Annotated in this window: 14 protein-coding genes; 4 read left to right on the top strand and 10 right to left on the bottom strand. The window is 61.3% G+C overall.

The window, feature by feature from the left end; all coding sequences use genetic code 11:
- From NK667_RS31200 to NK667_RS31185, 4 genes are read right to left on the bottom strand one after another with little or no spacing between them, the layout of a single operon-like run.
- A complete protein-coding gene (locus NK667_RS31200) occupies positions 1 to 4,566 on the bottom strand; it encodes an alpha-2-macroglobulin family protein (RefSeq protein ID WP_083471396.1) in 4,566 nt (1,521 codons plus the stop codon).
- Positions 4,563 to 5,228, bottom strand: coding sequence for a DUF1175 domain-containing protein (locus NK667_RS31195; protein ID WP_054616773.1), 666 nt, complete (start codon positions 5,226 to 5,228; stop codon positions 4,563 to 4,565). Before NK667_RS31195 ends, NK667_RS31200 begins: the two co-directional genes overlap by 4 nt.
- Entirely contained in the window at positions 5,198 to 6,922 is a 1,725-nt protein-coding gene (locus NK667_RS31190) for a DUF2138 domain-containing protein (RefSeq protein WP_054616774.1), read from the bottom strand. The genes NK667_RS31195 and NK667_RS31190 overlap by 31 nt, the downstream gene beginning before the upstream one ends.
- Before the next feature lie 51 nt (positions 6,923 to 6,973).
- Positions 6,974 to 7,765, bottom strand: a complete 792-nt coding sequence (locus NK667_RS31185; protein WP_054616775.1) for a YfaP family protein — start codon at positions 7,763 to 7,765, stop codon at positions 6,974 to 6,976.
- 519 nt (positions 7,766 to 8,284) lie between these two features.
- Here NK667_RS31185 and NK667_RS31180 point away from each other — a divergent pair.
- The 4 genes from NK667_RS31180 to NK667_RS31165 all read left to right on the top strand — a co-directional run bounded on the left by NK667_RS31180 (position 8,285) and on the right by NK667_RS31165 (position 13,430).
- The gene (locus NK667_RS31180) at positions 8,285 to 8,527 is read left to right on the top strand and encodes an exodeoxyribonuclease VII small subunit (protein WP_007894317.1); all 243 of its coding nucleotides are present in this window, start codon (positions 8,285 to 8,287) and stop codon (positions 8,525 to 8,527) included.
- Positions 8,524 to 9,411, top strand: coding sequence for a (2E,6E)-farnesyl diphosphate synthase (gene ispA, locus NK667_RS31175; protein WP_054052361.1), 888 nt, complete (start codon positions 8,524 to 8,526; stop codon positions 9,409 to 9,411). Before NK667_RS31180 ends, ispA begins: the two co-directional genes overlap by 4 nt.
- 91 nt (positions 9,412 to 9,502) lie before the next feature.
- The gene (gene dxs / locus NK667_RS31170; RefSeq protein WP_054052358.1) at positions 9,503 to 11,401 is read left to right on the top strand and encodes a 1-deoxy-D-xylulose-5-phosphate synthase; all 1,899 of its coding nucleotides are present in this window, start codon (positions 9,503 to 9,505) and stop codon (positions 11,399 to 11,401) included.
- A 145-nt stretch (positions 11,402 to 11,546) separates the two neighbouring features.
- Positions 11,547 to 13,430, top strand: coding sequence for a TonB-dependent receptor domain-containing protein (locus NK667_RS31165; RefSeq protein WP_054616776.1), 1,884 nt, complete (start codon positions 11,547 to 11,549; stop codon positions 13,428 to 13,430).
- A 122-nt stretch (positions 13,431 to 13,552) separates the two neighbouring features.
- Here the strand turns inward: NK667_RS31165 and NK667_RS31160 are convergent, their stop codons facing one another.
- The 6 genes from NK667_RS31160 to thiL all read right to left on the bottom strand — a co-directional run bounded on the left by NK667_RS31160 (position 13,553) and on the right by thiL (position 17,859).
- Positions 13,553 to 14,353: a cobalamin-binding protein gene (locus tag NK667_RS31160; RefSeq protein WP_054616777.1), complete on the bottom strand. Its 801-nt coding sequence runs from the start codon at positions 14,351 to 14,353 to the stop codon at positions 13,553 to 13,555.
- Positions 14,353 to 14,772: a hypothetical protein gene (locus NK667_RS31155; RefSeq protein WP_054616778.1), complete on the bottom strand. Its 420-nt coding sequence runs from the start codon at positions 14,770 to 14,772 to the stop codon at positions 14,353 to 14,355. The genes NK667_RS31160 and NK667_RS31155 overlap by 1 nt, the downstream gene beginning before the upstream one ends.
- Complete coding sequence (gene ribA, locus NK667_RS31150; RefSeq protein WP_054052350.1) at positions 14,769 to 15,386, bottom strand: GTP cyclohydrolase II; 618 nt, start codon at positions 15,384 to 15,386, stop codon at positions 14,769 to 14,771. The genes NK667_RS31155 and ribA overlap by 4 nt, the downstream gene beginning before the upstream one ends.
- A 253-nt stretch (positions 15,387 to 15,639) precedes the next feature.
- The gene (locus NK667_RS31145; protein ID WP_054616779.1) at positions 15,640 to 16,371 is read right to left on the bottom strand and encodes a substrate-binding periplasmic protein; all 732 of its coding nucleotides are present in this window, start codon (positions 16,369 to 16,371) and stop codon (positions 15,640 to 15,642) included.
- Positions 16,372 to 16,393: 22 nt separating this feature from the next.
- Positions 16,394 to 16,897, bottom strand: a complete 504-nt coding sequence (locus tag NK667_RS31140; RefSeq protein ID WP_054052346.1) for a phosphatidylglycerophosphatase A family protein — start codon at positions 16,895 to 16,897, stop codon at positions 16,394 to 16,396.
- The gene (gene thiL, locus NK667_RS31135) at positions 16,894 to 17,859 is read right to left on the bottom strand and encodes a thiamine-phosphate kinase (RefSeq protein ID WP_054616780.1); all 966 of its coding nucleotides are present in this window, start codon (positions 17,857 to 17,859) and stop codon (positions 16,894 to 16,896) included. The genes NK667_RS31140 and thiL overlap by 4 nt, the downstream gene beginning before the upstream one ends.
- Between the last annotated feature and the right edge of the window lie 13 nt (positions 17,860 to 17,872).

Genomic DNA, 17,872 nt, shown 5'->3' with positions numbered 1-17,872 from the left:
TCAGTTGACCGTGACCTGGCCGAGCGCCGGTTTCTGTTCCTGGGCCTGATGCTGTGGCGCGTAGACCTGAGTGAAACGCACCGGCGGCAAATTGAACTGGCCTTTCTGCGAGAAGCGCACCAGATGCCGCACGCGCAATTCGCCGCTCAAGGCGTCCACCGGAATCGCATAAGCCAGTTGCCCCGGTTCGAAACGCGCCTTCTCCAGCGCGGTCGGTTCGGTGCCAGCCTTGCCCATCAACTTGATGCCCCACGTCGTGCGTTCGACATCGGCGCCCGGCGGCAGCGGCACTTCGATCATGCCGTAGCGCAACGGTTTCGCGGCTTTGCTGGTGATGATCACTTCGTCGAGGTACAGGCTGTCGCTGGACAACGGCTTAGTGCCGACCGCTTCGAGTTTGAATTCGAACGCTTCGTCACCTGGCACCAGACGCGACAGGCGACGGGTGATGGTCACGGCCATCGGGTCGATTGGCGGTTGCTTGGTCTGGTAGCTCAACGCGGCGCGCAGCGGGCGTTCCTGGGTCCCGGCCAGCGACAACACTGGCGGAACAGGCGTAGCGCCCTGCCACGTCCAATACATCTCGCCGGTATCGCCGTAGCGTTTCTTCCAGCCTTCACCCGGCGCCAGTGCAATGGTCGGCGAAGCCTGCTCGATGCTGTGTTGCAACCAGCTCAGGGCCAAGGCGCGTTCCAGGGTCGATTGCTGTGGCAGCAGACGTTGCAACAACTGTTGCGCGTGAGCCTGATCGAAGGCTTGCAGCGACAGGTTCAACGCTTCGGCAAACGGCTGCGAACTCACCGCCAGACGTTGTTGCGCATCCGGCAGTTGACGATTGAACGCCTCCGGCAGCGTCACTTTGGACTGCTTGGCCAACGAAGCGGTCAGCGCACGCGCCGCCGCCAGGCCCAGTGCCGAATCCGGATCGCTCATGACCAGACTGTCTTCGCCATCGTCCATCAGGTTCACCGCGTTGCCGTCGCCGGCCTTCGCCAAGTCATCCATCAAACCGCTGAGCAAGGTGTTCACCGGCAATTGCATCTGCTTGGCGAACGACAGGATCAGCGCCCGTTGCAACAGCGGCGTGTTCTTCGCTTGCTTGGAATACACCTCCAGCACCCGCTGCCAATGCTCCGGCGGCAGGCTGAGTTCCAGCGCTTTGCTGGCGTACCAGTCGGCGTAATAAGCGTAGGCGGTGAGGAACGCGTCGGGCTCGCCGTCCATGCCCCACCAGGTGAAACTCGCCGAAGGCCCGGCCATTTGCACCAGGCGCAGACGGCTGTTTTGCATGATCAGGCGCAAGCGATCGCGGATCTGTGGATTCGACGACAGCGATGGATAGGCGATGCTCAGCGGCAGCAAACGGCTGGCAGTCTGCTCGACGCCACCGTACGGATAGCTCAGCAAATCATCGAGGGCCGAACGGAACAGCGCTTGCGGACTGTCATCCAGACGCAGGCGAATATCCGTGGCGTCCGCCGGCAAGGTCAGCGGCGTATCACCACTGGCCCCGTCCAGGCTTTGGCTTTGCGTGACCTGCCAGCCTTCGCCGGTCGCGGTCAGGCGCACGGCCAGGGCATCCGCGGTTTTACCGTCCTGCACCAGTTCGGCCGTCCAGTCGCCACTCGCGAGTGCGAACGACGGCAATGCGATGTAGTTGATGCCGTTGTTCAAGGTCACCGGCACACGCTGCTCGGTGCCGCCGTAATGAATTACCAGCTCAGCCTTGACCGGTTTGTCGGCCTGGCTGAAGGCGAACACACCCAGATTCGGTTTGTCGCCGGTGCGGAATTTAGTCGGGCCGCTCCACTTCAGGTACAGCGGTTTTTCCGAACGCACGAATTGCTTTTTCTGCCCGACCTGACCGTCATCGGCGATGGCCCGGGCAGTGATGCGCCAGCGGGTCAGCGAGTCAGGCATCTTGAAGGTGAAGCGGGTTTTGCCGTTGGCATCAGTGATCAATTCCGGCTGCCACGCGGCGGTGTCGACGTCTTCACGACGCGGCCGCTCCAGCACTTTCACGCCCCGCTCGCTGCGATTGGCTTTGCCCGGCGCGCCTGGGCTGCCCGGCAACGCCACGTCGTAGCTGATGAACGACAGGCTGGCGCTGGTGCGCACGTTATTGCGGCGCGGGTGGTAGAAGAACTGGTCGATGGTCGGCGCGACTTCAGGTTGCAGCGCGTAGATCATTTCGTCGACGACGCTGACCGTCAGGTGCGCCGGAATCGGCTTGCCGGCGAACTGGGTGCTCAGGTCAACCGACACGGTATCGCCCGGCTGATACGACTCTTTGTCCGTGGCAATCGCCACGTCGATCTGCGGCGTAATCACCTTGATGCCGGCGTTCTGGAAGCTGTACTGACCGCCCTTGGTGTACAACACCGAGAACGTCAGGTTCGGCGCGAAGTTATCCTTCACCGCAATCCGTGCGCGGTATTGGGTTTCGCTGAGTTTTTCCATCTTCAGCCAGTCAGCGCCCTTGGACAGCAGCGCCGTGGCCTCGACCTTGTCACGCTCCAGGGACAGCAGCGCATCGCTGATCGGTTCCGGGAAAGTGATCAACGCCATGGCTTCGTCGCCGGCCTTGTACTCGGGTTTGTCGAGGACGATTTCCACGGTGCCCGGCACGGCTTTGACGCCTTCGCCGGTAACCGAATGCCCGGTCGCACCGACCACGCGGCCATGGTCATCCTTCAACGTCAGGTTGTAGGTGCCCGGGCGGTCGAACGCGAGGCTGAAGCCTTTGTCTTTCGCCGTGAGTTTGCCGTCGCCGGTGGTCTGGTCTTCCAGACGCACCCAGCTGTAGCTGCTCGGGGTGACGGCTTTGCTTTGCTCGCTGCCGCCTTCGTTCACGTAGCGGAATGCAACTTTGTCGCCGACTGCGCTGAAGCGTTGCGGTGCGCGCAGGCTGAAGCTTGCGGCGCCACGGTCGATGAGGATTTCCTTGGTGGTCTTGACCCGATACGCCGCGCCATCGCTGGCAAACACGGTGAGCATGTAGCGACTCGGTTTGTCAGCGGCCGGCAGGTCGAGGGTCGCGTTGCCCTTGGCGTCGGTGGTCAGTTCGGTGCTGGTCAGCTCAATCGGGAATTGCCCGAGGTATTGCAGTTCGTTATCGACCATCGACAGTTGCTGGGCGCGCAGGCTCAGGGTCAATTTGGCGTCGGCCACCGGTTTGCCGTCCGGGTACAGCAGCACCAGGCTGCCTTTCACCGGTTCGCCAGTGCGGTAATCCTGTTTGGCCAGATTGAGCGAGATTTCGAAGTGCGGCTTGATGTATTCGGCAACACGGAAGGCGCTGCTGTAGGCCTGATCCTTGTAGCTGAAACGCAATTCATAACCGCCCGCCACCGCGTTATCCGGCAACTGGAAACGGCCCTGGGTGCCGGACTTGGAATCGAGCTTCAGCGCCAGCGATTGCAGCGCGGTGCCGGTCGCATCGAGCACGGTCACGTTGACGTCGGCAGCGGTCGGCGCCACGGAATCCCGGGCGTTCTTGAACTCGCGGCCAACGATTTTCAACGACACCCAATCTCCCGGCCGGTATAGCGGCCGGTCAGTGAACGCATAGAGTTTGGTGTCGTAGATTTCGCTGTCGTAATAGAAGTTTTCGGAGACAAACACCCCGCCCTCTTCGTCTTCGCCGATCACGAAAGAACGCTCGGGGCTGACGTGTTTCAGGCGTAGCAAACCATCCGCATCGGTGGCGCCGCTGCTCATCACTCCGAGGCCATCGGTCCACAGCACATTCACTTTTGGCACCGAACTGCCTTCGTGTTTGCGCGCGGCCCACACCAGCAATTCATCACCGGCAATCTTGCTCACGGCCACGGTGTTGGAAACGAAAACCATGGTGGTCGCGCGGTACTTGCCGATCAGCGCTTCCACCAGGTACAGGCCCGGTTTCAGGTGACCCAACGGGATGTACACGTTGCCCGGCGCCACGCTGACGAACTCACTCGAAGAGCCGGCCAGGTTCACGCCTGCGGGCGGCTGGATCGGTTTGGCTTCCCACAGCGGATAACGGAATTGGCTGACAACCGGCAGGCCCGGAATCAGTGCGAATTGCGGCTGAGCGTCGTAGGGCGTTGGCGCGGCAATCGCGGTGCCCATCTTCAGCTCAGGCACTTCCTCGGTGACTTGTTTGCGGGACTCGTAGGAAAACGCCCGCTGCATCACGCGACGGGATTTGCGGTACCAGTTGTCCCACAGGTACGCGAGGGTGTTGGACAGGCCTTCGCCCTTGAACTGGCCGTCGCTGACCACGCGGTGCAGGTTCTTCTGGCGCTTGAGGAAATCCAGTGGCTTGTCGATGCGATACACACGAATGTCGGCGCCACCGTAAGGCTCCATGCGGAAGCGGCGATAGTCGCGGCCCGGTGCTTCGAGGCGCACCATCGCCTGCTCGTCGCTGGCGAAACTGCTGTCGGCCAGCAGGAAAAAGCTTTCACCGGCCACCGGCGTGTAGCCGCTAGGCTCGACGGTGTCTTCGGCATTCACCGCCGAAAACGGCAGCACTAAAACCAACAGCAGAGGCAGTAAACGCAGCATGCGGGCACCGATCATTGGGAGAGAAAGTTCAGTCGATAGACGCCGATGAAGTTGGGGTTGGCTGCGTCGGGTATCCATCGGGTGTCCTTCCATGTCATGAGTTGCTGCAGGCTCGCGGATCGCATGCCGTTGTCAGTGGGGGTGGTGGTGCCGGTGTGATAGGCGATGTAGCGGCCCATCCAGATCATCAGGTGCTGGTCGTCGCCCTGATCGAAAAACATCAGGTCGCCGGGCCGGGCTTGGGATACGTCGCGACCCACCAGATGACTGTTGAACTGAATCAGTTTGATCGCGTTGACGTACGCCCCGACCTTGCCGCCGCCCTGCTGCCATTGCTGGGCGAGACCGCGCTGGGCCTCGCTCAGTTGCAGCTCCGGCGGCAGGTAGCGGTTGGACAGGCCATTGCTGCGCAGCCATTTGTCGTCATGTACTTTCAGCGCTTCGTTGGCGGCGAAACGCACCAGGCCTGCGCAGTCCTGCTGATACCAGCGCGGGCTCGGGCCTTGGGTCAGTTGTTCCTGGGCGATGCGCACGAACCAGGCGCGGAACACCTGGGATTGCTGCGAATCCAGCGGCGCGGCTTCAGTGGCAAACACCCGACTGCCGAGCAACATCGCCAGCAGGCCGAGGCCTCGGATAAGGGCTGTCACAGGGCTTTCCACTCCAGCGGCAGCCATTGCCAGTGGCCGTCCGGCTCGCTGCCTTCAGGCAGGGTCAGCGCGTACTTGCCGTAACCGCCGAGCTTGCGCAGTTTCGGGATCAGGTAGGTTTGCGCAGCGTTGTAGAACACCGGCTCCATATCCTGCGGCAGGCTGTCGAGGGTTTCCTGTTGCATCAGTTGCGCCATGGAATCCGGGCCGAAGTAGACCGGCATCAGCAGGTCTTTCGGCACCACGTCGGCCATGGGCGGGAAGCGTTTGTCGAGGGTGCCGAGGGCTTTATCCACCAGCTTGTCGTCGAGGGAAAACAACAGCGTCGAACCGTGGCGAGCGAGGCTGACTTTCATGAAAGCCTTGCCGGTGATCGCGTCCGGGTTCTCGGCATCCTTGGCTTTATAAGGGCCGAAGTTGGAACTGACCTGACGCTGCCACTGATGGCTTTCGCCTTCCTTTTTCTCGACCACCGGGAATGCGTGTTCTTCGACGTTGCCCTCATAGGCGCCGACCATCGAGCCGAATAGGTTGCCCAGGTCGCCATCAAGTTTGGCGCTGTCGCTGTCATTCAGGCTGGCCACCAGCAGCGGCGTGTACAGACGCGAATCGGCGTACCAGCACAGGCCCGCCGCGCCGGCCATGTGTTCAGTCAGTGCCTGGGCGACTTTTTCTTCGGCACCGAGTTTTACCAGCAACGGTTTCTGTTGTTCGGCGGCGAGTGGCAAAGCTACGCAGGCGCTGGCGCCCATCGGCATGGCTTGCCAGATCGGTTTGAAATCGAAGTCGGGTTGGTTGTCCAGTTCATCCATGGCCAGGAAGCTGTGCCAGCCCTTGTCGTCCATATCGAAACGCAGGCCGGCGAAGTTCGGGATAAAGCGCTGATAACCCATGGCCAGGACGCTGGCGTTGACCGACAGGCGTTGCTTTATTTCCGGCGCACGAGGTTGCAGGCCGAAGGCTTCGGGAAACAGTTTGTCGCCGTTCAGCAGCGCAGCGATGGATTTAGTCGACACGCTGCCCGACTCTTCCGACGCACCGTTGTCCGCATCGTAGAGCTTGGTCGGATTCGACAGCACCACCAGTTTGTCGCCATGGGAGGCGAACAGCAGCGCTTTCGTGGCGTTGTAGGTCAGTTGATACAACGCCACATCATCAGCGCCGACTTTCACCGTGCCGACCTGAGTCAGTTGCGTGTCGTCCAGTGCGACCTTGGCCAGCGGCTCCAGCATCTTGGCCAGACCACCGCGATCCATCACCAGCAAGAAGTCTTTCAGGCGACCATCCGCCCCACGCCACAGCGCCACGTCTGCCGGTTGATCGAAAAGCTGCTCGATCAGGCTGTCCTGCAACTTCAGGTCATGCTCGTAGATGATCCGACGCAAGCTGCCGATCAAGCCGAGGCGATCGGCGTGGGCTTCGTAATAGAAGACGAAATCTTCGGTCAGGGTTTCCTTGAGGAACGGCACGGCCAGCAAGTCCTTGGGCAGTTGGCTCAAGGAGTTGGTTTCCAGCAGACCGTCTGGGCGGCTCATGCCCAGTTTGTCACTGGCCAACGCCGCCAGCGGCACTTTGGGTTTGTGCATGAACCAGCCCAACCCGGCCGCCACGCCGGCCACCAGGCACAGCCCGATCAGCACCGCAGGCCAACGACGTGAAGATTTGGCTGCAGGCGTTTCGGCTGCCGGGGAAACCGCTGGTGAATTCGTGTTATCGCTCATGTTCACGCTCATGTTCCCAAAGCTCAGCAATTCATCCGTGGAGCGGGATGCTTAATAGTTGAAAGTCTTGACCAGCAACAGGTCACCGATGGCCCGCAGGGGCACGATGAAGGTCTCGCGTTTTTCGTCGACGGTGTTTTCGTTGAGCACCAGGTTGATTTGCGAGGTGATGACCTCGTTCTGGTTGCTGGTCTCATCGAAGTTATAGCCTTCGCTGCCGAAGTTGCCCCAATAGTTCACGTAAACCAGATAGGTGCCATGCATCGGCGCGGTCATGGTGAACATTTCCGGGCCGGGGCCATCGACGCCGTCCGGGTCGAGGCCGCCGCCGTTGGTCAACGCCGTGTGGGCGAAAAACGCGTGCTGGCCGTCGGGGGTGATGATGTGCAGGTCGAGCTCGGCTTTGGGGTCGTCCCAACCGAGCACCACGCGAATCCGCGCCGGGGTGCGCAGGTTGTTGGCTTCATAGAATTGAACGCGCTTGAGCGATTTGCCCTCGGCGCTGCGCACTTCGACGCTGTTGGAACCGGCGCCAAACGCATACGGCCGGGCGAAACGCCCTTCGTCGTCGGTGTACAGATTCAGTGGATTGCCGTTGACCGCCAGGGTGTGCGGCCCGCGCTGAGTGCCGATGGCCTTGAGCTGGCCTTCGATCATCGTGCGATTGCGCTGTACGCCCCGGTCGATGGGCGGTGTGGGATAGGCGACTTGAGGGTTTTCACTGCGATCGAGCAAGCCGTTATAGCGCCAGCCGCCGACCGGTTCCGACATTTCAGCCGTCGGATCGGCCGAGGCAGCGCAGGCCCAGGCCAGCATTATCAGCAGTGAAAGAAAGCAACGCATGTGACGCCTCCTGCCATGCACAACGAAACCTTGCGCCCGATCCTCGGCGCGTTACAGATGTAAAAACTGCGTTTCGTCAGAAAGACCCGTGACTATTGGGTCGTAGAAGCCGCGAAGGTTAGCTATTCGGCAGTTTTTTAACAATCAGATACATGTTTATTTGTGGTGGAAATCACGATGATTGTTGAGCGTGAGCCGAATAGCGGGGTTATTCGGCTCACGGAATGAGCCGAATAGACCACTGAGCTGATTTGCACTCCAACCTGTAGCAGCTGGCGAAGCCTGCGTTCGACTGCGCAGCAGTCGTGAAATCGGAACGCACGGTACATCAGGTGAACCGTACAAACAGGGTTGACGACTGCTGCGCAGCCGAACGCAGGCTTCGCCAGCTGCTACAAAGGTGCATCGAAGCTGAAACAGGTGCTGCCGGAACAGAGGCAAACACCCCCCGCTCATTTGCCCATAACCCCCATGTCTGCTAGTGTCGCGCCGGTTTAACGTCAACCGGAAATAGCCGCCATGGCCCGCAAAAAAGCTGCACTGGATTTCGAACAATCCCTCGCTGACCTGCAAACGCTGGTGGAGCGACTGGAGAACGGCGAGTTGTCGCTGGAAGATTCGCTGACGGCTTTCGAGCAAGGCATCGGTCTGACCCGCGATTGCCAGGCAGCGCTGGCCCAGGCTGAGCAAAAGGTCCAAGTGCTGCTCGAGCGTGATGGCGAGCTGGCCGAGGAACCCTTCGACGCGGATCAGCCAGAATGATTGCAGCGTATTCGGCGACCAGCCAGGCCCGCGTCAACGCAGCACTGGATACCCTGTTCAACCCGCCGAGCCCCGAGCTCGCCCGCCTCTATGAAGCCATGCGCTACAGCGTGATGAATGGCGGCAAGCGTGTGCGCCCGTTGCTGGCCTACGCCGCGTGCGAAGCGTTGGGCGGCAAGGCTGAACAGGCCAACGGTGCGGCTTGCGCGGTGGAGCTGATTCACGCGTATTCCCTGGTGCACGACGATTTGCCGGCGATGGACGACGATGATTTGCGTCGCGGCCAGCCGACCACGCACAAAAAATTCGATGAAGCCTGCGCGATCCTTGCCGGTGACGGCTTGCAGAGCCTGGCGTTTAGCGCCTTGCTCGACCCGCGCCTGAGCACACCGGAAACCGAAATTCGTCTGCAAATGGTCAGTGCATTGGCGTTGGCCGCAGGCCCGGCGGGCATGGTCGGCGGTCAAGCCATCGACCTCGGTTCGGTTGGTCTGAAGCTCGATCAAAAAGCCCTCGAAACCATGCACCGGCACAAGACCGGCGCGTTGATCGAGGTCAGCGTCAAGCTCGGCGCCCTGGCCAGTGGCCGCGCCGAGAAAGACGAACTCAAGTCGTTGCAGACCTATGCACAGGCCATTGGCCTGGCGTTTCAGGTCCAGGACGACATTCTCGACGTCGAAAGCGATACCGAAACCCTCGGCAAACGCCAGGGCGCCGATATTGCCCGGGACAAGCCGACCTACCCGGCGCTGCTCGGTCTCGACGCGGCCAAGGCCTACGCCCTGGAACTGCGCGATCAGGCCCTGCATGCGCTGCGACCGTTTGACGCGGCAGCCGAGCCATTACGTGACCTGGCCCGCTATATCGTCGAACGGCGTAGCTGACAGCGTATCCGCCAAAAAAGAGCAACGCGTGGGCAGGGGCCGATGCATCAGGTAAACTGCCGCCTCTTCTATACCTATAACGATTCGCCTGATGCCCACGACGTTTCATGAGATTCCCCGCAAACGCCCGACCACGCCCCTGCTCGACCGCGCCAACACGCCGGACGGCCTGCGCCGGTTAGGTGAAGCCGAGCTGGAAACCCTGGCCGATGAATTGCGCCTGGAATTGCTCTATACGGTCGGTCAGACCGGTGGGCATTTCGGTGCCGGCCTGGGCGTCATCGAGCTGACCATCGCGTTGCATTACGTGTTCGACACCCCGGACGACCGGCTGGTGTGGGACGTGGGTCATCAGGCGTATCCGCACAAAATCCTCACCGGCCGTCGCGAGCGCATGGGCACCCTGCGCCAGAAGGACGGCGTCGCAGCCTTCCCGCGTCGTTCCGAGAGTGAGTACGACACCTTTGGCGTCGGCCACTCCAGCACCTCGATCAGCGCAGCGCTGGGCATGGCGATTGCCGCCCGCCTGCAAAACAGTGATCGCAAGGCGATTGCCGTGATCGGCGACGGCGCACTGACCGCAGGCATGGCTTTCGAGGCGCTGAACCACGCGCCAGAAGTCAACGCCAACATGCTGGTGATCCTCAACGACAACGACATGTCGATCTCGCGCAACGTCGGCGGTTTGTCGAATTACCTGGCGAAGATCCTCTCCAGCCGCACTTACGCAAGCATGCGCGAAGGCAGCAAGAAGGTCCTGTCGCGCCTGCCCGGCGCCTGGGAAATCGCCCGGCGTACCGAAGAATACGCCAAGGGCATGCTGGTCCCGGGCACGCTGTTCGAAGAGCTGGGCTGGAACTACATCGGCCCCATCGATGGCCACGACCTGCCAACCCTGATCGCCACCCTGCGCAACATGCGCGATCTGAAAGGCCCGCAATTTCTCCACGTCGTCACCAAGAAAGGCAAAGGCTTCGCCCCGGCGGAAGTCGACCCGATCGGTTACCACGCGATCACCAAACTGGAACCGGTCGATGCGCCGGCCGCTGCGCCGAAGAAGTCCGGCGGGCCGAAGTATTCCGGTGTGTTCGGCGAATGGCTGTGCGACATGGCCGCGTCTGATCCGCGTCTGGTCGGGATCACTCCGGCGATGAAGGAAGGCTCGGATCTGGTGGCGTTCAGCGAGCGTTTCCCGCTGCGCTACTTCGATGTGGCGATTGCCGAGCAGCACGCCGTTACGTTCGCCGCCGGCATGGCCTGCGAAGGCGCGAAACCGGTGGTGGCGATCTATTCGACGTTCCTGCAACGCGGCTACGACCAACTGATTCATGACGTCGCGGTGCAAAACCTCGACGTGCTGTTCGCCATCGACCGCGCCGGTCTGGTGGGCGAAGACGGCCCGACCCACGCAGGCAGTTTCGACCTGTCGTTCCTGCGCTGCATCCCCGGCATGCTGGTGATGACCCCGAGCGACGAAAACGAACTGCGCAAAATGCTCACCACCGGCCACCTATACAACGGCCCGGCGGCGGTGCGTTACCCGCGTGGCAATGGTCCGAACGCGACCATCGAAAAAGACCTGCAACCGATTGAAATCGGCAAAGGCGTGGTTCGCCGCCAGGGCAATAAAGTCGCCCTGCTGGTGTTCGGAGTGCAACTGGCCGAGGCGCTGAAAGTCGCCGAGACGCTGGATGCCACCGTGGTTGACATGCGCTTCGTCAAACCGCTCGATGAAGCACTGGTTCGTGAAATCGCCGGCAGCCATGAGTTGCTGGTGACCATCGAAGAGAACGCAATCATGGGCGGCGCCGGTGGCGCGGTCAGCGAGTTCCTCGCCCGCGAGAACATCCTCAAGTCGATGCTGCACCTGGGCTTGCCGGACAGCTACGTCGAACACGCCAAGCCTGCGCAGATGCTGGCTGAGTGTGGTCTGGATGAAGCCGGGATTGAAGCGTCGGTGCGTGAGCGCCTGCAGTTGCTCAACCTCTAAAGCCACTGCAAAACCCCTTGTGGGAGCGGGCTTGCTCGCGAATACGGTGTATCAGTCGATATCAATGTGGCTGACAGACCGTATTCGCGAGCAAGCCCGCTCCCACATTTGATTTGTGTTCATCCCAATGCGTCATGGATTGCCAATGAATCTCCCCCGCCTAGCCCTGACGCTGACCCTGCTGCCAGCCGGTCAACTCCTGGCCGACACCTTCGAACGCGACCAGGCCCTCAAGCTCCCCGATGTGTTGATCAGCGCCAACCGCCAGGTCGAAGCGCGCAACGACAGCAGCGCCGCCAACACGGTGTTCACCCGCGAGGACATCGACCGCCTGCAACCAAGCAGCGTCACCGACCTGTTGCGTCGTGTGCCGGGCGTGCAAGTCGGGCAAACCGGTGGGCGCGGCAGCTTGCCGGGGATTTACATTCGCGGCACCAAGTCGGCCCAAAGCCTGGTGCTAGTGGATGGCCAGCGCATCGGCAGTACCACCTCGGGCGACAGCAACCTGCAACACCTGAACATCGAACAGATCGAGCGTGTGGAAGTGTTGCGCGGCTCGCGCTCGGTGATTTATGGCAGCGATGCGATTGGCGGGGTGATTCAGATTTTCACCCGTCGCGGCGGCGAACAAGGTCTGCAACCACGCCTGCATGTGGGGTTTGGCAGCAACCAGACGTGGGAACGCAGCCTCGGCATGTCCGGTGGCGATGAGAAAACCCGTTTCAATCTCGGCGCCAGCCTTGATGAAACCGCCGGGATCGATCGCACTCATGAGTCATATCCCAGCGACGGCGATCACGATGAGTACCGCAATAAATCCGTGAGTTTGAGCCTGAGCCACGCCCTCACCGATGACATCGAGATCGGTGCGAACGTGCTGGATAACCACGGCAAAAGCGAGTTCGACAACCCGTTCGGCCGCTTCGACATGAACACCTTCGAATCGGTCCAGCAGCAGCCTTACAGTGAGTTCGATGTCAGCAGCGTCAGCAGTTACGTTGACGCGCGCATCAACGATGTGTGGAAAACCCGCGTCGAATTCGGCCACAGCGAAAACCGCGAGAAGACCCTCGACAAACTCAGCGATGAGCGCACGGTGTTCAACACCTACCGCGATTCGGTGAATTGGCAGAACGACCTGACCCTCAATGATCGCAACAGCCTGATCCTTGGCGGCGACTGGTACGAAGATCGGGTCAACAGCAGCACTGCGTTCGACGAGGACAGTCGCTGGAACCGCGCGGCTTTCATCCAGCATCGCTATCAGGCCGACAGTTTTTCCACGGAACTGGGCCTGCGCCGGGATCAGAACCAGCAGTTCGGCGGCCAGAACAGTTGGAGCGGCACCTTCACCCTGCCGTTGAATCCGGACAATGATGTGCTGCTGACCTACAGCGAAGGCTTCCGCGCGCCGACCTTCAATGACCTGTATTACCCGGACTTCAGCAACCCGGACCTCAAGCCCGAAACCTCGAAAAGCTACGAGCTGCAATGGCGCAGCCAGTTGACTGAAACCAGTCGCCTGGAAGCGTCGCTGTACCGCACCGACCTGGAAGACGCGATTATCGTCGGCAGCAACGACCGTCCTCAGAACGTGGCTTCAGCACGCATCAATGGTTTCGAAGCCGCGTTGAAACAGGAACTGTTCGGCTGGCAGAGCAACCTCGGCGTGGCGATCATCGACCCACGGGATCGCGACAGCGGTCATACCCTGGCCCGGCGGGCGCGGCGCACGTTGAGTCTGGATCTGGATCGGCAGTTTGATCGACTGGGGCTCGGTGCCAGTTGGCAGGCGGTCAGCAGCAGTTATGACGACGAGAACAATCTGCAGCCGTTGGGTGGTTATGCGTTGCTCGGGTTGCGCAGCAGTTGGGCGTTGAATCGGGAAGTGAAGCTTGAGTTGAAGGTAGATAACCTGCTGGGCAAGGGCTATAGCCGGGCGCTGTACAGTTATGACGGTGGCCAGTATGGGTATCGCGAGGAAGGACGGGCGTGGATGTTTGGGGTGACCTGGACGCCTGAACTCTGATCCTGAATTTGCGGTGTCTGGGCTGGCCTCTTCGCGGGCGAGCCTCGCTCCTACAGGGGATTTGTGGCGTTCACAGAGGCAGTGTAGGAGCGAGGCTTGCCCGCGAAGCAGACGCCTAGGTCTCAACGGTCGGGCGCTATCACCTGACACAACTTGGCCGTCGCCTCGATCATCTGCCCACTCGGCCGCTCCAACCCCTTGTCCGTCACCAACAACAATTGCTTGCGCGCCACCGCCGTCACCTGCGGCCATGCTTTCCATGCGTCCAGCTGCGCCTGATCACTGGCCAGAATCACTTCGGGATTGCGCTGTAACACCGCCTCAATGCTGACCTGCGGCGCCGGCAATCTCAGGTCGGCGAACACATTGCGCGCCCCGCACACTTTCAGCGCATCGCTGATGATCTGCCCGCCGCCAACGGTGTACAGCGGCCGATCCCAGACCTGATAGAACACTTGCAACGGCTTGTCCCGGCGATAACGTTGGCGCAGCGCTTCCAGCTTCTGGTGCAGATCAGCCGCCAACCTGACACCCCGCTCCGGACGTCCCAGTTGCGTGGCGATCGCTTCAATCTGCGCGGTGAGTTGCTCGAGGTTGTGGGGTTCGGCGACGTAGGTGGGAATGTTCAGGCGTTTGAGTTGTTCACGCTGGGCCGGGCCGACGCTGCCGGGCCAGAGCAACAGCAGATCGGGTTTGAGGCTGAGCAAGCGCTCCATGTCCAACTGACCATAGCGCCCAACAGAAGGAAGATCCTTGAGTTCGGCTGGACGCTCACCGGCATCCAGCACACCGACCAGCAAGTCGGCGGAACCCAGTTCAACTACGATTTCAGACAGAGAGGGCGCGAGGCTGACCACGCGCTCAACCGCATAGACCGAGCCGCTGACGGCCAGCAGCAACACCGCCAGCCAATGACGAAGCATCAGCCGAGTTGACGCGGAATACGGTAGAGGTAGAACAGCACCGCAGTCGACAACGCCAGCAGCATCAGCGGCACGGCTTCGAGGCCGACGAATACCGCCAACGCACCGACCCAGGCCGGCAGGCTCGCGGCCAGGAATGCGATACGACGCTTGGCGGCCAGAGCAATCCAGGCGGCGGGTTCTTCAGGGGTATCGAGGGCTTTCTGGGTGGCGATCAACGCGTGTTTGTAGCCGTTGAAAAACTTCAGGCTGACAAACATCGAGGCTACACCGGCAATGAACAGCGGCATCGCCAGCACTGGCAGGATCGCCTCGCTCTGGCCGAACACGCCGTTGATCACGAACAACGGCAGCAATGCCAGCGCCAGGTATTGCCACCAGCTGAAGGACAGTCGCCGCCGAACCTGGCCGCGGGTCACGCCCGGTCCGCCTCGCCCTGATGCTCGTTGCCCATCATGTGGTCGAGCTTGCTCGCCTTGGTGGCCAGGTAGAGTTTGTTGTGCGGGTTATGGCCGGTGTGCAGCGGCACGCGCTCGGCGACCACAATGCCCATGTCGGTCAAGGCTTTGACCTTGCGTGGGTTGTTGGTCATCAGCCGCAGGGATTTCACGCCCAGGTGCTGGAGCATCGGCAGGCACATGGCGTAGTCACGCTGGTCGGCAGCAAAGCCCAGACGCTCGTTGGCTTCAACGGTGTCCGCGCCGCCATCCTGCAATTCGTAAGCGCGGATCTTGTTCAGCAGGCCAATGCCACGGCCTTCCTGACGCAGGTAAAGCAACACGCCACGGCCTTCACGGGCGATGGCTTGCAACGCTGCTTCAAGTTGCGAGCCGCAGTCGCAGCGCTGGCTGAACAAGGCATCGCCGGTCAGGCATTCGGAGTGCAAACGGCCGAGTACCGGGGCGCCGTCGGCGAAGTCGCCCAGGCTGAGCACCACGTGCTCGCGTCCGTTCTCTTCATCGAGAAAGCCGTGCATGGTGAATTGCGCAAAAGGCGTTGGCAGCTTCGAAGCGGCGACAAAAACGACAGGCACCGGTGTGCTCCTGATCAATAAGTACTGGAGTTTCGCAGAGGCGGCATTGTAACAGCAGCTTTCTTCAGACGCTTAGGCTGAATTATGGGGCATAACGATCAAAAAGTTTGATCAAGCAGACAAGTCACGGTCCCTGTGGGAGCGGGCTTGCTCGCGAATGCGGTGGGTCAGTCTGCATATTTGTATCTGACAGACCGCATTCGCGAGCAAGCCCGCTCCCACAGGGGATCTCCATCAAACAAAAGATCGGTGTTCAGTTCGCATCAAACGGATAAGGCTGTTTCCACTTCGCAAAGATCGGTTTCAGCTGGCCGCTTTTCACCAGCAGTTCCATGCGCTGGTCGAACAGCTCCATCAGCGCCCGGGCCTTGGGGTTGTCGGCGAAGCACAGGTACAGCGGCAACTCGGCGATGTGGGTGCGGCGGAACTGCGACGGATCCCTGGCCCGGGCGACCACGTAATCGATTTCGGTCAGGGCATCGATGTAATAGTCGGCACGGTTGTGGGTCAGCATCGACAGGATGCCGGTTCGCCGCACCACTTCGTTGAAGCGCTGCACGTTCGGCAGGTAATTCTGATATTTGTAGCCGCGCACCCAGGCCAGTCGATAACTGCCGAGGGTGTCCAGGGTCGGCGCCGGATTGCTCGCCAGACCAAGGGCGTAGATGTGATCGGTGTCGAAGTTCCAGTGCGGATAGAGCACATCACTGGTCTCATCGCGATAGGCGCCAACGCAGGCATCCACTTCCCCGCGCTGGGCCAGGCCGACGGAACGGGTGTAGGGTTCGGTGCGGATGTCCAGCTTGACCCCGGCCGGCTCGAAGATCGCTCGCAACACGTCCCAACCCAGGCCATGCCCGTCAGCGGCGGTGTAGTCTTCCCAGTCTTCGCTGGCCAGATGAATCACGGACGGCGGCGCGGTTTCCCCCGCCTGGGCGAGCGAGCAAAACAACGCGAAAACCATCATCAACCAGCGTCGAGCCATCCCTAGTCCCCTGCTTCACCACTCAGGCGAAAAACCACACCAGGCCCTGCATCCCCAGCCACGCAAAAACCCCGGCCAGGACGTCGTCGAGCATGATCCCGACGCCGCCATGTACATGGCGGTCGATCCAGCGGATCGGCCAAGGCTTGAGGATGTCGAAGAAGCGGAACATCAGGAAACCCGCCAATAACCAGTACCAGCCTTCCGGCACCAGCCACAGGGTGATCCACATCCCGACCATCTCGTCCCAGACGATGCCTTCGTGGTCGTGCACTCGCAAATCGTCGGCGACTTTGCCGCACAGCCAGAAGCCGAACAGCATGGTGACACCAAGCATCAGCCAGTAACCCCAGTCGGGCAGCATCTGCCACAACGGGATAAAGGGTAGCGCAACTAACGACCCCCAGGTGCCCGGTGCCTTTGGCAAGGTGCCCGAGCCGAAGCCGAACGCCATGAAATGCCAGGGATTGCGCCAAACCGAAGGCGGAACGAATTCCGCCGGAACCTGTTTGGGATGATCTGTCACGGTGTCTCCCGAAAATGTTGATAGCCCCGGGTTTTCGGGGTGATGTCATGTCCATCGGCGTCCACCAGCACAACGCCCTGCCCCGCCACGACCTGACCCACCACATGGATCGGCCAGCCGTCCGCCAGCAATCGAGGCAATTCGACGGGCGGCAAGGTAAAGGCCAGCACGTAATCGTCGCCACCACTCAGGGCGGCGTCTTCAGCGCCTGTCTGGCCGAGGAACGCGACTAACGCAGCGGCCAATGGCAACTTGCTCCGCTCGACCTGAATCCCGACCTTCGACGCGAGCGCGATGTGCCCGCAATCGGCGAGCAGCCCATCGGAGATATCCAGCGCCGCCGTGGCTCTGCCGCGCAACGCCTGACCGAGGGCCAGTTGCGGTTGCGGCGACCAGTAATGACGCAGCAGCGGATCGGCGATGCCTGCATCAGCAGCCCGTTGCCCCAGCACCAGCGGCAAGGCGCCAGCCGCATTACCCAGCTCACCGCCGACGCACAGCAAGTCACCCGGCTGCGCTCGGCTGCGCGTCAACGCCTGACCGGCCGGCACTCGCCCAAACACAGTCATGGTAAAACTCAGCGGTCCACGGGTGGTGTCGCCGCCGATCAGCGCCACGCCACAACTCTGCGCCATCACATTCAAACCACGGGCGTAGGCGTCCAGCCAATCGGCGGTCACCGTCGGCAACGTCAGGGCAAGGGTAAAGGCAACGGGAGTGGCGCCCATGGCGGCCAGGTCACTGACTGCGACAGCCAGCGAGCGCTGACCGAGCAAAAACGGGTCGCAGGGATCTGCGAAATGCACACCGGCAACGAGGGTGTCGGTGGAAATCGCCAACTGTTCCCCGAGAGGAACAGCCAGCAAGGCGCAGTCATCACCGATCCCAAGGGCAACACCCTCGCCGCCCTGCGCACAGGGCGCGGCGGCGAAGAAATTGCGGATCAGTTCAAACTCGCCCATGGCAACTACAAGC

This window comes from Pseudomonas nunensis, assembly GCF_024296925.1.
In the GTDB taxonomy this organism is placed as follows: domain Bacteria; phylum Pseudomonadota; class Gammaproteobacteria; order Pseudomonadales; family Pseudomonadaceae; genus Aquipseudomonas; species Aquipseudomonas nunensis.
Note: the sequence above shows the minus strand (reverse complement) of the source record. Positions and strands in the feature narration are given on the sequence as shown.

Excerpts from the sequence above, each read along its gene's own strand:
- NK667_RS31200 (WP_083471396.1), bottom strand. The coding sequence starts at position 4,566 with ATGATCGGTGCCCGCATGCTGCGTTTACTGCCTCTGCTGTTGGTTTTA.
- NK667_RS31195 (WP_054616773.1), bottom strand. The coding sequence starts at position 5,228 with ATGGCTGCCGCTGGAGTGGAAAGCCCTGTGACAGCCCTTATCCGAGGC.
- NK667_RS31190 (WP_054616774.1), bottom strand. The coding sequence starts at position 6,922 with ATGAGCGATAACACGAATTCACCAGCGGTTTCCCCGGCAGCCGAAACG.
- NK667_RS31185 (WP_054616775.1), bottom strand. The coding sequence starts at position 7,765 with ATGCGTTGCTTTCTTTCACTGCTGATAATGCTGGCCTGGGCCTGCGCT.
- NK667_RS31180 (WP_007894317.1), top strand. The coding sequence starts at position 8,285 with ATGGCCCGCAAAAAAGCTGCACTGGATTTCGAACAATCCCTCGCTGAC.
- ispA (WP_054052361.1), top strand. The coding sequence starts at position 8,524 with ATGATTGCAGCGTATTCGGCGACCAGCCAGGCCCGCGTCAACGCAGCA.
- dxs (WP_054052358.1), top strand. The coding sequence starts at position 9,503 with ATGCCCACGACGTTTCATGAGATTCCCCGCAAACGCCCGACCACGCCC.
- NK667_RS31165 (WP_054616776.1), top strand. The coding sequence starts at position 11,547 with ATGAATCTCCCCCGCCTAGCCCTGACGCTGACCCTGCTGCCAGCCGGT.
- NK667_RS31160 (WP_054616777.1), bottom strand. The coding sequence starts at position 14,353 with ATGCTTCGTCATTGGCTGGCGGTGTTGCTGCTGGCCGTCAGCGGCTCG.
- NK667_RS31145 (WP_054616779.1), bottom strand. The coding sequence starts at position 16,371 with ATGGCTCGACGCTGGTTGATGATGGTTTTCGCGTTGTTTTGCTCGCTC.
- thiL (WP_054616780.1), bottom strand. The coding sequence starts at position 17,859 with ATGGGCGAGTTTGAACTGATCCGCAATTTCTTCGCCGCCGCGCCCTGT.